General features: G+C 41.1%; 12 protein-coding genes. 7 read left to right on the top strand and 5 right to left on the bottom strand.

Going from position 1 to position 15,421, the window contains the following annotated elements; all coding sequences use genetic code 11:
• Positions 1-40: 40 nt before the first annotated feature.
• Entirely contained in the window at positions 41-1,210 is a 1,170-nt protein-coding gene (locus AC503W_RS03200) for an MFS transporter (RefSeq protein WP_494916033.1), read from the bottom strand.
• Between the two features lie 252 nt (positions 1,211-1,462).
• Positions 1,463-2,527, bottom strand: a complete 1,065-nt coding sequence (locus AC503W_RS03195; RefSeq protein WP_494916030.1) for a C45 family autoproteolytic acyltransferase/hydrolase — start codon at positions 2,525-2,527, stop codon at positions 1,463-1,465.
• A gap of 604 nt (positions 2,528-3,131) precedes the next feature.
• Between AC503W_RS03195 and AC503W_RS03190 the strand changes: the two genes are divergently transcribed.
• Positions 3,132-4,154, top strand: a complete 1,023-nt coding sequence (locus tag AC503W_RS03190) for an HNH endonuclease (RefSeq protein ID WP_494916025.1) — start codon at positions 3,132-3,134, stop codon at positions 4,152-4,154.
• 322 nt (positions 4,155-4,476) lie between these two features.
• Here AC503W_RS03190 and AC503W_RS03185 read toward each other — a convergent pair whose 3' ends face one another.
• Entirely contained in the window at positions 4,477-4,854 is a 378-nt protein-coding gene (locus AC503W_RS03185; protein ID WP_402959070.1) for an SMI1/KNR4 family protein, read from the bottom strand.
• A 316-nt stretch (positions 4,855-5,170) separates the two neighbouring features.
• Complete coding sequence (locus AC503W_RS03180) at positions 5,171-8,254, bottom strand: efflux RND transporter permease subunit (RefSeq protein WP_494916022.1); 3,084 nt, start codon at positions 8,252-8,254, stop codon at positions 5,171-5,173.
• 95 nt (positions 8,255-8,349) lie between these two features.
• Between AC503W_RS03180 and AC503W_RS03175 the strand changes: the two genes are divergently transcribed.
• The 4 genes from AC503W_RS03175 (at position 8,350) to AC503W_RS03160 (ending at position 12,942) form a co-directional block, all read left to right on the top strand.
• Positions 8,350-9,180, top strand: coding sequence for a TetR/AcrR family transcriptional regulator (locus AC503W_RS03175; protein ID WP_494916017.1), 831 nt, complete (start codon positions 8,350-8,352; stop codon positions 9,178-9,180).
• Positions 9,181-9,451: 271 nt separating this feature from the next.
• Entirely contained in the window at positions 9,452-10,852 is a 1,401-nt protein-coding gene (locus tag AC503W_RS03170) for a hypothetical protein (RefSeq protein WP_402959054.1), read from the top strand.
• Positions 10,853-10,992: 140 nt separating this feature from the next.
• Positions 10,993-11,583, top strand: a complete 591-nt coding sequence (locus tag AC503W_RS03165) for a TetR/AcrR family transcriptional regulator (protein WP_402959052.1) — start codon at positions 10,993-10,995, stop codon at positions 11,581-11,583.
• A gap of 138 nt (positions 11,584-11,721) precedes the next feature.
• The gene (locus AC503W_RS03160; RefSeq protein WP_402959050.1) at positions 11,722-12,942 is read left to right on the top strand and encodes an MFS transporter; all 1,221 of its coding nucleotides are present in this window, start codon (positions 11,722-11,724) and stop codon (positions 12,940-12,942) included.
• Between the two features lie 45 nt (positions 12,943-12,987).
• On the opposite strand, the gene AC503W_RS03155 is transcribed toward AC503W_RS03160, so the two are convergent.
• Complete coding sequence (locus AC503W_RS03155) at positions 12,988-13,548, bottom strand: thioredoxin family protein (protein WP_402871568.1); 561 nt, start codon at positions 13,546-13,548, stop codon at positions 12,988-12,990.
• A gap of 208 nt (positions 13,549-13,756) precedes the next feature.
• Here AC503W_RS03155 and AC503W_RS03150 point away from each other — a divergent pair, with 208 nt between their 5' ends.
• Together AC503W_RS03150 and AC503W_RS03145 are read left to right on the top strand one after the other, a co-directional pair.
• A complete protein-coding gene (locus AC503W_RS03150) occupies positions 13,757-14,608 on the top strand; it encodes a GRP family sugar transporter (RefSeq protein WP_402959048.1) in 852 nt (283 codons plus the stop codon).
• 19 nt (positions 14,609-14,627) lie between these two features.
• On the top strand, positions 14,628-15,413 hold the full coding sequence (locus tag AC503W_RS03145) for a glucose-1-dehydrogenase (RefSeq protein ID WP_402871574.1): 786 nt from the start codon (positions 14,628-14,630) through the stop codon (positions 15,411-15,413).
• The last annotated feature ends 8 nt before the right edge of the window (positions 15,414-15,421 follow it).

Below are 15,421 nucleotides of genomic sequence, written 5' to 3'. Positions count from 1 at the left end.
AGGAATTTCCTAACTCGTTTTTTCTTATTTATGTTCTTGATTAGCTGCTTGTTTCCACTGATCGTTTCCTTGCATGGAACACTTGATAAAGGACCAATGCAAACAGCGATAGGATCGCACCGGATATAAAAGGTAAACCGATGTAGATGGAGAATAACCAACCACCTATAGGAGGGCCCGCAATCCTTCCGAATGAATCAAAGGAAGAAAGTAAGCCCGTGACCCCACCATGGCCGGATGTTGAACTTTTAGTGACCAGTGCCGAGATGGCAGGGCGGATGACACCGTTCCCCAATCCGAAAATCGTCAGGAAAATCGCCGATGTCCAGAAATCAGTCGAGAATAAGATCAGCACAAATCCAATCGCCGATACGACAATCCCGATACGGATGACATTCCCTTCCCCGTATTTCTTGGTCATCGGTCCAATTAATCCACCTTGAACGATGGCACTGCCAAATCCCATGATCATAAAGATATAGCCTAATTGGACAAGACTTATATCGGCCTTTTGGGCTGCAAAATAAGCAAACGTCGTCTCTAAGCCCGCCATGGAAAGGGTAATGATCAATTGCAGAATAAACAGGACGCTCATCGGGCCTTTAAAGGATTTCCACATGGACACCTTTTCTTCCGTCCGATGGGATCTTTTTTCTTCAGTAAGCGATTCTTTCAGTAATATCATGACTAAGATCAGGGTAATGATGGATGAAATGCCGGCGATGTAAAACGGCATATTCAAACTCGTCTCCGAGAATATCCCACCAATGGCCGGACCGAATATGAAGCCAAGTCCTGTAGCGGCCCCAATGATTCCCATCCCTTTTCCCCGTTCTTCGGGCGTCGTAATATCTGCTACGTATGCCATGGCAGTTGGCATATTCGCTGATGATAAGGCACCCCCGATAATCCTGGCGATGAATAGCACTAGTAAAGAATCCGCCGATGCCATGATGAAAAACGAAACAGCCAAGCCTGCGATCCCGATCATCATAACCGGCTTCCGGCCAATCCGGTCAGATACGCGGCCCCACATTGGTGCGAATATCAATTGCATGAACGAATAGACAGCCATCAAAAGACCAAGCTCTGTCGGGCTTCCTCCCACTTTTTCAGCCAGGAAAGGCATGACGGGAATGATGATTCCAAACCCAACCATGACTAAAAACATCACTAAGAAAAGAACGGGTAATACCTTTTTTGTTTCCATGATTTATCTCCCTCTATTCCCCATTTGGTAGAATCTTCTGTTAGATTTTATATGTATCCACTTTACCATCCATTCTATTATACAACTATCCCTTTACACAGCATTGTTTCATACTATGTTCATTCGTTTTAATCTAATAATGATGTCGTCATCCCTACATATTATCCCTCATCATGTAAAAATACACGCAATTTTGGAGACACGAATAAATAAAGAAGCCCAATCCAAAGATCGAGCCTCCATTATCCACTCTTACTCACGGAACCAATTCGCCCCTTCATCCATATGTACAAATGGGATGGTGGTATCAATCACACCCATGATTCTTTCTTTTTCAATATCTTCTCCTGCAAGCCATTTGGCAAAGTCCAAAACCGTAGGCTCTTGATTGCCGCCCAGTGCAATCCATGCTTTCATTTCACGCGGCAAATAAACCGACGTATGGATCGTCCCTGCCCAGCTGCTATATAAATCGGAAAAAACACCCTGATTGGTGTCGTTAAACAAACGAAAGGCTTCATATGTATCCGAGATGCTATCCTGTTGTTGGTGGATAGTGTCCAATCTCCGTTTCGAATCCACAAGATGATGACGGTTTTCATGCTTCAGGATCTCAAAATGATTGGTGCAGGCAGTCGCTGTCCGGACCTCCACATTTCTTGGGGACGTTTCTATTATAAAGCTCTTCCCGCTTCCATCATGAACGACGTATGTGAATGAATGTCGATGCGGAATTTCCTTCAGCATCGCAACGGCTTCCTCGACATTTGCACAAGACTCCAATATCAATCGGCCAATCATGCAGCAAATGAATCCATCGCCGGGATTTTTCCGATTCATGAAGTTATACCCTATCGATAGCCCTTTTTCGTTCATCCCATCCATCCGTCCAGTCCCGCGTTGGCTCGGACCGATGCTCGCATACCCCTGGTCCGTCGGCTGGAATAGCACATAACGTCCCTCATAGGTTTTCGGATGGTAATCATAATTACGCACCAAATACGAATCGCCTGTCATGATCGAACAACCTGATCGAACATAATCCAATCTATAGCCGCCGAACTCCTGGAGAACACGTTCGATTGGCCATTTTAATGCTTCTTGGAACCCGAGTATTTCTTCCCATACGCCAGGTGCAAATGAAGTAATTGCCTTTTTGACCTCTTCCTCTTCAACCGTAAAACGTGGCTGCCTTACTTTCCACTGATCTTCACGATTTTTAACAGTGAGGGAATCCTTTAATTTCTCTCCCTGCATGAATCCAAAGTCATAATGCTTACCCCTAAATTGTAGTATTTCACTGTATAGGTGTTTCACGAATTATCCCTCTTTTATCCTAGTGGTTATCTCCCATTAAGAATACTCGATGTATAGTTGAAAATAAAGGAACTAATGCTTTTTATTTTGAAATTCCTCACTGATTCGGTGGGATATGGTTTTAAAACCATTCAAAGGGTTGACGGCCTGCTATATTTTTCATGGAGTTCCTCTCTTTTTTGTAAAAATAAAAAAGCACCATCATAGGATGATACTTGGTTCTGAGCAATAGTTAGTATTTCACAATCTTCTTCGATAATAGATACCGAGAATATATATCTATGGATTTATCTATGATCATGACCAATAGAATGAGCAAGATATCCAAGGTACTCTTATAAAAACCATCCTGTACTAGGTCCTGAAAAAACAATAGAGATGCCAAAATCAATAGAGTTAAATAACAATCAGAATTATTTCCCTTCTCCCTCATATTATGTGTCCCTCCCACCTTTACACGCGTTGATTATACCATTTTTTTCAAAATCAATATTAAATATAAGTTCAGTACTGTTAATGTTTCAGAAATAATTCTGTGAATGTAAGAGTATTTCGGTATAGTAAAAAAAGGAGATTATACAATTCTAAAGGAGATTACTATTTTATGGCTTGCCCAATAACTATTTCTAAAAATGATAAGCTTTTATTTGAAGCAACAAACATTCAAGAAGCTGCAAAATTTCTAGCAGATCACCTGAACACAACTAAAAATAAGTGCTATGATCCAATTGAAAGAGGCTATGTATACAACATTCCTTATTATGTTAATGAAGACGAATATCACTTTGTCGCACCTGAAAAGATTGCGATTAATCGTCGTAAGGAATTGGAAGAGAAAGGACATCATAACGCCCGGCGCGTTTGGCTGGTTCCAGCTAACCCAAAAGAATACGACTTAGCAAGTGCATTTAGCCAATACGACACCTTAGACTGGAAACGCTCTTATCATTATGAAAATGGGGATATCTTATTTTTGTATGTTTCATCTGGTATTCAAAAAGTTCGCTATAAAGTTGAAGTAATAAAAGGATTAGTCCCCTCAAGTGATGTTATGCACAATAAAACATTTTGGGAAGACGAAGAGAAATTTAATCAATCCATAGAGTGGAATTGGACACGGGTTCGCTTAGTAGATGTGGTTGATACTGCTGAGTTATCTCTTTCTAAATTACGTGAACATGGTTTAAAAGGAAATATTCAAGGTTCGATGAAACTTACTGGCGAGCTTCAGGATTATATCATGTCATTCTTTAAAAGTGATTTAACAAAGGGTTATTATCCTGACGAAGTCCCTGAAACTTTAGAAGAAGGAAATCGAAAAACTATTACAGTCAATGTATATGAACGCAATCCTATCGCTCGCAAGCAATGTATAGAACATTATGGAGTCCAATGCCAAGTTTGTAATCTCCATTTCGAAGATACATACGGAGAAGTTGGAAAAGATTTCATTCATGTTCATCACATTATACCTCTTCACAAAATACAACAGGGCTATATCGTCAACCCGATAACAGACCTAATACCCGTTTGTCCAAACTGCCACGCGATGCTTCATCGTAAGGAAAATGGACTGTATTTATCAATAGAGCAATTAAGAGAACGCGTCTTAAATTGTAAAAATTAAATGTCTTAATGTATGGCTCATTATATTAAAAACAAGTGCTCCCATAAACTTCTAAGCTCACCTTAATATAAGAAGGATACCTATAAGCTAATAATATACTTTTCCTGATTCCCTTCTAATAGATTAAAATCCATTTTCACTGAAAAACAACAATATAATATAAAAGGAACCCAATTAATATAGGGTACCTTCTATATTATATGAATATTCCTGACCTTAATCGTTTACAATACCCAAAATAAAAAAATGATAGCCCCTTCAAAGAGACTATCAATTTATATTAAATCCCTTAAGTTATTTAAAAATTAGTCTTTCTTAACTTTCACCAGTCCTCTTCGTCTTCATCTAAATCATCTTTTCCCTTTTCAAATCTTTTAATCATATAATCTAAGAAATTGTCAGCTTCAGTAAACCCATATCCTTCCTGGTTATCCCACAAAATCACTGGACATTCTCCATTATTCATTTTGTTAGTATCAATGCAATAGGCGAATTCATCAACATCTTCTATGACGATGATTCCTTTAGTTAAATTATAGTACTTTTGATGATTTTTAGTGGTATCTACTACTACTGCTGGACCTGAAAAACCATATCCAATTATTCGTACACCATAAAGACCACCATATCCATAATTTCTTAAAAACCATTTGTAACTTTCAGGGAGTGAAACTTTTAATTCATTTTCGATTTCTTCAATTTTTTTTTCACTTACCCCACCTGTAAAATCATTATCCTCTCCATATTTCTTTATGAGTTCTGTACTGTTGAATAATTCATTTTTAGCACCTTCTAATCTTGAGTTTCGTATTGTTTTGCTATCCCTTTCTAATACTTCATGCGGAATGCATCATATTAATGCTCTCAAGAGTCTATAGCTCTCTCCATTATATTTCCATCCTAGTATTACTTTAGTATATCCCTTATACATACTCTCAGGTATCTCTAACACAGCACTATATGCATATCCACAAAAAAAGCCCCACAAGATGATCATCATCCTGCAGGGCTCTATTTTAGTTTTCGTCTATTTCATTACGTTTTTTCTTGAATAGTTTTGATAATACTTCGTAAACGATTGGAACGATAAGCAATGTTAATAGCGTTGAACTTGCTAATCCACCAATTACTGTAATACCAAGACCTTTTGATATTAAACCACCGCCGCCTGAGCCAAATGCTAATGGCATTAATGCTCCGATGGTTGCAATGGCCGTCATCAGGATTGGACGGAGTCGTGTTGCGCCAGCTTCTAGAATGGCTTCACGCATACTCATACCATCACGTTCCATATGAATGATCCGGTCTACAAGTACGATGGCATTTGTTACAACGATACCAATTAACATGAGAAGTCCCATCATGACCGATACCGAGATCGTTTCACCAGCGATTAATAAACCTACAAACGAACCAATGACCGTAAACGGTAAGGAGAACAGGATAGCAAATGGTGCGACACCCTCACGGAATGTGACAACAAGGATGAAGTACACGATTGCGATTGCTGCGATCATGGCTAAACCAAGTTGGGTAAATGTTTCTGACATATCCGCTGCTACACCGGCTACACCGATTGTCACGCCTTTTGGTAAGTCTAATTTATCAATGTCTTCATCTATTTCAGAAGTAGCCTTTGAAATATCTTTATCTGTGATGGTTCCTGAAACAGTGGCGTAGTATTCACCTTTACTACGGGCCAATGTATTCAACGTGGTTCCTTCTTTAACCGTGACCAATTCAGAAAGTTTCATCGTCGTACCTGTTGCGGTTGGTACTTTTTTATCTAACATATCATCAATTGATTTTGGCTGTTCGTCTTGATCTTGCTGAACGATGACTTCTACTGACTCACCGTCTTTTTCAATGGTTGTTAATACTTCTTCTTGGGTAGAAGGGCTTAACATCCCAATGATTTGGGCTGTAGTTAATCCATACTTCAATAATTCATCTTGCTCTACTTTGAATGTATATTCAACATAAGCATCCTCTGTACTAGAAGAAACGTCCTTTAAGCCGTTATTTTTCTTCATAACGCCTTCTACTGTTTTTACAGCGTCATTTAATTTACCTAAATCTTCACTGTAGAACGTGTAGCTGACTTCATCACTCGCCACAGACATAGACGAGAAGTTCTGGCTCTTCCATTCGCCTGATTGACCAATATTGAAGACATATTCTTCAATCTCTTCCCGTACTTCCGGGAAGTTTTTCATGTCTGGGTCAAAGATCAGGTACATGAGGGCACCGCTTCCGCCCCCGCCCATCATTGCAGCCATGGAGTCGCCATCCTCTGTTACGGATAACTGAACAATATCAATCTCGTCACGTTTCAGTAACTTCTTTTCCACCACTTCAAGGTTCGCTAATGTTTCTTCTTTAAGCTCCCCTGGTTCTGGTGTGTAGGTTAAGTACATCACTTTTTCTTCTTCGCTACCTAAGAAACTAAAACCGATTAATGGCGTTAAGGCCAAACTGCCGGCTAATAGAACCACAGATATGATGGAAGTGATCACTTTATGATTCAATGTCCATCTAAGAACACGTTTGTATCCCTTAGCTAATTTGCCAAGCTCTTTATGATTACTCTCGGTCTTCTCACCATATAATTTTTTCTTAAATAAGAAGTGAGATAATGCCGGTACAATCGTTATGGCAACGACTAACGAAGCCAAAAGGGCAAATGTCATGGTTAATGCAAATGGCGTGAACAGTTCGCCTACCATACCGCCAACGAAGATAAGCGGAGCGAATACCGCAACCGTTACTAATGTTGATGACATGATTGGCTTGAACATTTCGATTGTCGCTTCTCGCACCAATGCACGACCCGTTAATTTTTCATCTTTTAAATGCATGCGTCGGTAAATATTTTCAACAACAACGATCGAGTCATCGATTACCCGTCCGATGGCCACCGTAATCGCACCCAATGTCATGATATTTAATGTGATTCCCAACCCATTTAAGATTAGGAAGGCCATAAAGATCGAAACAGGAATCGAAATGATCGAAATGATCGTCGATTTAATGTCCCTTAGGAATAAAAGGATGATTAATATCGCAATTAGACCGCCGAATAGCGCTTTTTCTATCATCGTCGATACGGATTCCTCAATTGGTTCCCCTTGGTCAAGACTGACATCGACAACAAGGCCATCAATCTTTTTCTCTTCTTCTTTAATTAGATCTTTCACATCGTTAACCACGTCAACTGTGTTTGCTTCCTGCCCTTTGACAATTTGAATGGCAATCGCATTTTCACCGTTCGTACGTGATACGGATTCTTCTTTCCCAACTAGCTCAACTTTAGCAATATCGCTAAGTTTCACAAAAGGTGCTGGATTGCTAGCTGATGGTGTTACAGGAATAAGCATTCCCTTCAATTCTTTAGCTGTCATGAACTTACCGTCTACTGAAACGGCCTGTTCCCCTTCTTCGAATTCGTAAAGGCCTAATGATACAGCTAAATCACTTGCCTGAATCATTTCCTTTACCTTATCTTCCGTAAGGTCCAGTTTAGCCATTTTTGCTTCGTCATATGTTAATTCAACTTCTTCTATATGCTGGCCAGTGGTAGTGGCCGAAGCAACCCCGTCAATTTTCTCGATTTTTGGAAGTAAACTATCTTCCACGGTTGACGTTAATTCAACAATATCCTCTTTTGTACTGCTTACACTCAATGCCATAACAGGCATCATGTTTAAGCTGATGGCTGTAATCGTCGGCTCTTCCGCTTTCTCCGGTAACTTTACTCCGTCAATTGCCGATTCAAGAGCACGCTTCGCCTCATCCATATCGATCCCATATTCATATTCCACTTGAATATTGGACATATTGGAATACGAATTGGAATAAACGGCTTTCACGTCCTCAAGCCCTTCAACCGCTTCCTCTAATGGTATCGAGACCTCATCCATCACTTTCTCTGGAGTAGCACCAGGATATACACCCATCACCGTTAAATAGGGAATTGTAATATCCGGGATTGTCTCCGTTTTCATTTGAGTACCCGAATAAATACCAGATACCGTAATAATAATTGTAAGGAGCCACACTGCTAGTTTATTCCTTAGAACAAAATTGACTAAACCTCTCACCTTTACACCTACCCTTAATTGACTTATCAAACATATTTACTTATACTAATGACTAATTAGTCATTTGTCAACAATATGACCTAGGAGCGAATGGAATGATTAAAAAGGAACTCATAATGGAAACGGCCATCGAACTCTTTGCAAAACAAGGGTTTAACGCTACCTCCGTACAGCAAATCACCGATCACTGCGGCATTTCAAAGGGTGCCTTTTATTTATCTTTTAAATCCAAAGATGAATTGATTATAGCGCTGGTCGATTATTTTATGATACAGCTCGTCTCAGATATTGACCACGTAGTCAAAAACACAGCAAATGAAGACCTTTTATATGAATTTTTCTATACCTCATTTAAATCTTATCTGAACCATACAGACTTCGCTAAGATTATTTTTAAAGAACAAGCACAATCATTAAATGAAGAACTCATAACACGAATTCAACACTATGAAAGAATCAATGAAACGAGTATCCTTTCATTGGTTGAACGACTATATGGGGACGATATCATTCAAACAAAATATGATTTAACCTATTGTATAAAAGGATTCTTGCAACAGTATGCTGTTTTATTTTTATTCTATAATATACCGTTGGATTTAGTCCGACTCTCGCAATCTCTTGTGGAAAAAACGAATATACTGGCAAGGCATTCAACTATTCCTTTTATTTCACAAGAATTGACGGAAATAATCAGTCCTGTCATGTGCGAAGAAATGACAAAGGAACAGCTACTCGATCTTATGGATAATAAGATTGAGGAAATCGAAGAGTCCATTGAAAAAGAATCCTTACTCCTGCTCAAGGAGCAACTGATTGAACAAACTTTCGGACCGGCCATCATAAAAGGATTGCTCGAGAACCTTCACGCTCATCCACATTGCAAGTACCTAGCTTATTTACTACGCCAATATTATAATTTTTAACTCTAAAGAAGGGGAGAACGCTTTGAATTAAGCTTTCTGCCTTTTTTCTATGCACTTACTCTTTATATTCACCCTTAGGTACAATTATTAACACCCTCCATTTATTTTATCATGTGTTTCTAACTTTCTTTCATTTGAATGTTCTCATTCTTGTCTTTTTTTCAACAATTGCTTGGACAGCTTTCCAACAAGTCCGATTTATGACTTTTTTTAAAACAACTCACCATTTGGGCTCCCCTTCATAATCTGTATCAGGAAGATTTTGAGGGAGATGGATTATGGGATGGGATTGACGGCTCTCCATTGGATTTATGTTTTATTCATCGTGTTGATCATCGGGTTTATGGTAAAGCGTCGGGATACCACCCTCATTTGCATCGTTGGCATCTTCATTTTGGCGCTCGTCTCTACAGGCAGTTTGGCTTCCTCCATCAGTGGCGTATTCAATAGTTTCGCTTTCGCCATTACCGAGTTAATGTCGACCATTTTAATCATTTCCATCATTGTTGCCATGAGTACAGTCTTAACGAGATCAGGTATCAATGATGTCATGATTGCACCTTTTGCTAGATTCATTAAAAACCCCACACTCGCTTTTTGGGTGATTGGAATCGTCATGATGGGCATCTCCTGGTTTTTCTGGCCATCTCCTGCCGTCGCTTTGCTTGGTGCCGTGCTGCTACCGGTCGCATTGCGGGCCGGATTGCCTGCACTAGGCGTAGCGATGGCGATGAATTTATTTGGCCACGGCATTGCGCTTTCGGGTGATTTCGTCATTCAAGCGGCACCAAAACTCACGGCTGATGCGGCTTCGATTCCGGTCGGTGACGTCATTTCAGCCAGCATCCCGCTCGTCATCACAATGGGCGTCGTGACTACGGTTTCTGCGTTCATCTTCTTGAAGCGGGATATGCGGCTTGGTCGCATTCAGCCTACCGTACAAGAAGCAATCGACGAAGACCAGGATGGGATGAATGAAGAGTTACTTACGATGGGACAGAAGAGGTTTTTTGCGATATTCATCCCATTGGCCTTTTTACTGGATGTCGTCGCTCTTTGGCTTCTGAAATTACAAGGCGGCGAAGCAACAGCATTGGTTGGCGGAACCGCCGTTTTTATCTTGCTGATCTTATCTCTCGTGGCCCATGGCCATCCTGGCCTTGAAAAATCAACGAGCTACTTGATTCAAGGGTTCCAATTTGGCTTCAAGGTTTTCGGTCCGGTCATCCCGATTGCCGCTTTCTTCTATTTAGGCGATTCCGGCTTCACTAAAATCATCGGGGACTACTTACCGAAAGCCTCTCTCGGCATCGTCAACGATTTGGGTGCAGCACTCGCCGCCTCGGTTCCATTGACGAAAGAGATAGCTGCCGTCACACTGACAGGCATCGGTGCGATTACCGGCTTGGATGGTTCCGGGTTTTCAGGTATTTCCCTGACCGGTTCGGTCGCAAATCTATTCGGGACGGCGATTGGAAGCGGTACTGCGACGTTGACTGCCCTCGGCCAAATCACGGCAATCTGGGTCGGTGGCGGTACCTTGATTCCATGGGCACTTATCCCAGCGGCGGCCATTTGTAACGTCAGTCCCTTTGAACTCGCCCGCCGAAACTTGCTTCCGGTATGCATCGGTTTATTCGTGACGACGATCGTAGCGATGTTTTTGATTTGATCCATATAACTAAGCCAGTGCGCATCCATTTAATGCACACTGGCTTTTTTGAATAACAAAACATCATTGACAATTATAGGAAATTACGATAGTTTAATTATAGACCGAACGTTCAGTTTATCATTGGAGGCTTATCTGACATGAAACAACAAAGTACCCCCTCTCCCACTAAGCTTAAGATAGCTAAAGAAGCAGAAAAATTGTTTGCCCAAAAGGGATACGCCGCTACGTCAATGGAAGACATCACAAACGTCTCCGAAAGCAGTAAAGGGAGCATTTATTATCATTTCAAAAGCAAGGAAAAACTTTTCTTGTACATCGTCGAGAATAACGCCGACGAGTGGAAGCGCGCCTGGAACATCAAGCAAAAGAACTACCGCACGAGTGTAGAGAAATTATATGCATTGGCAGACCATTATCTTGAAGATCTGCAAAGTCCATTAATTAAAGCCGCTGAGGAATTTGGCGGAAGTGAAACGGCTGACCCTGAGATTTTTGCGCATATTTTAGAAATTTATCGCAGTCAGTATTATGACACGTATGAAGCCGTCATTGACCAGGGAATTAAAGAAGGGGCGTTCATCGAAGATAATCCCAAAGACCTTATGTACATTCTCTTTGGCATGCATGCCGGATTACATGCCACCTATTACGAGATGGAATTTCCTGAAATCAGGAGACTATATCACAAAAGCGTGGACGTCTTTTTAAAAGGCATTTCGAAACACTAGAGGAACAAACATCCCTTTCTTATCCTTTTCCCAAGAAAGGATGTTCCTCGATTATTTAACGATAGTCCTGTAGAACGATTTTTTTTAGGAATTTATTAAACCGAACGGTCAGATTAATTAAGAAGGAGCTGCCTGTGGATGAACCAATTATTGAAAAATAAGGTTTTCTGGATCATGTTGAGTTCGGATATGCTTGATCAAATCAGCATATGGATTCGAAATATGGCCGTTTTGTTTTACATTATCGAAAAAACGAATCAGGATCCGGTCGCGATATCCCTTATCACTGTCATCGAGTACGCCCCCATCTTCTTATTTTCCTTTATAGGCGGAACCTTTGCCGACCGTTGGAATCCAAAGAAGACGATCATTAGCGGCGGGCTGCTCAGCATCGTTTCGATTCTGATCATTTTAGGTTTCATCTCATTCGGGATGTGGGAAGCCGTTTTCTTTGCCACATTCGTCTCAGCAATCGTCTCTCAATTTTCACAACCTTCTTCCGCGAAAATTTTCAAACGGCACATCCCTGAAGATCAAGTCGGTTCGGCGATAGGCATCGTGCAAAGCCTTGGTTCCCTGTTCTTGATTCTGGGACCCATCATCGGTACGGCCGTCTATTCGAATTTTGGCATTTCGGTTTCCCTTTCCTTGTTAATTCTTACATTTGGATTATCCACGGTCATCACGCTCTTTTTACCGAAGGATGCCAAAAAGGAAAAACAGGCTGACTCGACGATCGTTACAGAAATTAAACAAGGCTTTCACTATGTACTCCATAATCACAATTTGAAAAGAATCGCCCTGACCTTTTGTTTCTTGGGTCTTGGAGCAGGCCTGGTACAACCGCTCGAGGTTTTTCTGATCACGGATAGGCTACAATTGCCAAAAGAAGCCCTTCAATGGTTATCCGCTGCAGCAGGGGCTGGTTTACTGATTGGGGGAATCATCGCGGCCACTTTAGTTAATCGTCTTCATGTGAGGGTGACGTTTGTTGGTACGTTTTTATTGTTAGCCCTTTCCACCGTTATCGAAGTACTGTCCACTTCCTTTATTTTAACGGCATCGATGAGATTCATCACCGCCTTCATGATGGCGTTCATGCAAATACTCTTAAGCACCATGATGATTAAACTTGTGGAAGAAAAATTCATCGGTAGAACAAATGGCATCATCACGCCCATCTTCATTCTATTTCTCTTAATTGGAACGGCTTCGTCCGGTCCATTGCTGAAAATAACTTCGCTATTCACGGTTTTTAGTTTATCCGCTATCACCGTTGCTCTGGCAGCTATCCCGGCTTTGGGCATGTCGGTCGCATCACATACTGAAAATAAAGAGGAAAGAATCAAAACTTTGTAAGGTTAAGAAAAAAACATCCCCGCTAAAAACGGGGATGCAAGTGGTTTACGCCTTCGTCAATGTTTCTTTAATGCTACTGTACACTTCTTGCCAAAGCTGTTCGTTTTGGGCATAAGATTCCCCGATTTTCTTAAAAAGCTCCTTTTGTGCCGCTTCAAAATGTTCGTCTTCCTTAGCTGGCAAATCCTTGCGCAATTCCATTACGAACTCCTGTACTTTAGGTGCTCGAGGGCCCCAAACAGCTTTTTCCTTCCCTTGATTATCGATGAAAATAAAGATGGGAATCGATCGTGCCGTTCCATTCGTTAAATACTGATCCATCAGCTCAAGGTTTTGATCCCGCAGAATCATCCGCGTATCGATATTCGCTGCCTGTGCGATGTTCAAAAGGATCGGGATATTCATCATCGCGTCGCCACACCAATCTTCTGTAATGACAATCGCTCTCAGCTCTTTCCCTTTTACTTCTTCGAAAAATGCACGGTCTTCTTCCGAAATGGAAAAACGCTCGTATACGGATTGCAAGCCTTCCTTATTCACTTTCATCGACTCCACAAATTCCTTTGCAGGTATCCCCTTTTCAAACCATTCATGTAATGTCGTCATGTTCCCACTCCTAACTAATTTTAATTAAAAATACCATAAACCGGTTTATTTTTCAGCCCATTGATTCGGGAGAAACGAATCATATATCTAAATTAATATATTAAAAAAATGTTTTCATTTTAGAAAACAAGGGAAATTTATTATTAGCTAACTAAATAACCAGTACTTTTCATTAATACAAATGTTTGTAACTTAGGAGATGGATTTTGTGGAAGGTTTTCTCTATGCACTTATCCCCGCATTAACGTGGGGAAGCTTGGTACTTGTTTCCGAAAAACTCGGGGGCAACTCATATAACCAAACACTCGGTATCACCATCGGCTCTTTATTGTTTGCCATCGTGATGTCGGTCATCAATCCCCCCGAATGGACGAGCCTCATCTGGATTGTCGGAATCATTTCAGGGATTGGCTGGGCGTTCGGTCAACTTTTTCAGTTCAACAGTGTCAAGGAAATGGGCGTTTCCAAAACCGTTCCCATTTCAACCGGATTGCAAATACTAGGAAATACATTTTTTGCGGTTATCGTCTTTAAGGAGTGGAACACCACTTCGACGATCATCCTTGGCGTGATTGCTATCATTTTCTTGATTGCGGGTGTATTGCTGACAAGCTATGAAGGTAGTAAAGGGAAAAATGAAGGCAGCATGAAAAAAGGAATCCTTTACTTGATCGTCTCCACTCTTGGTTTTGTCACCTATGTCATCGTCGTCAGATGGTTTGACATTGACGGGTGGTCGACTATCTTGCCACAAGCGATCGGAATGTTTATTGCAGCTTTCCTTCTATCCATTAAACATAAACCATTCAACAAATATGCCGGACGCAACATCTTAACTGGGATCATGTGGGCGACCGGGAATATCGGTCTCCTTCTCGCTAATCCAAAAGTGGGCGTTGCCATTGCCTTTTCATTCTCGCAAATGGGTATCGTCATTTCCACTTTAGGCGGCATCTTCCTATTAGGAGAGAAAAAATCAAAGAAACAAATGACCTATGTCATCATCGGTTGTATCTTAGTCATCGCCGGTGGCGTCATGATTGGATTCACAAAAGAATAAATAAGGGAGAGGATATAGTATGTATACAGATTTAGAGAACAAGGTAGTCGTAATCACAGGGGCCGCAACAGGATTAGGTAAAGCAATGGCGGAACGCTTCGGAAAGGAAAAAGCACGAGTTGTCTTAAATTATCATTCGGAAGAGAACGACTATAAAGAAATCATTCAAACGATTGAAGCTTCAGGCGGGAAGGCCGCAGCCATTCAAGGCGATGTTACAAAAGAAGAAGATGTGAAGAAATTAATTCAGTTTGCAGTGGATACATTCGGTACCATCGACATCATGGTCAACAATGCCGGCATTGAAAATGAAGTGCCAAGCGAAAAACTGACGCTAGAAGATTGGCAAAAGGTCATCGACGTCAACCTTACCGGCATGTTTTTAGCAAGTCGGGATGCAATCAGTTATATGTTAGAACATGATATTAAAGGAAACATCATCAATATGTCTTCGGTTCATGACAGAATTCCATGGCCACATTTTGTTCACTATGCAGCAAGTAAAGGTGGCGTCAAAATGATGACCGAAACACTTGCCCTTGAATATGCGCCAAAAGGAATCCGCGTGAATAACATTTCCCCTGGAGCGATCGATACACCGATTAACGCCGAGAAATTCAATGATCCAAAGGCGACACAAGAAGTCATCGACCTGATTCCGATGGGCTATATCGGAAAACCGGAACAAATCGCTGCATGTGCGGTTTGGCTCGCATCCGAGGAATCCAGCTACGTCACCGGCTTGACACTATATGCGGATGGCGGCATGACCAAATACCCTGGATTCGAAGCTGGGAAAGGTTGATTATAGGG

The organism is Peribacillus suis, assembly GCF_059384845.1.
Note: the sequence above shows the minus strand (reverse complement) of the source record. Positions and strands in the feature narration are given on the sequence as shown.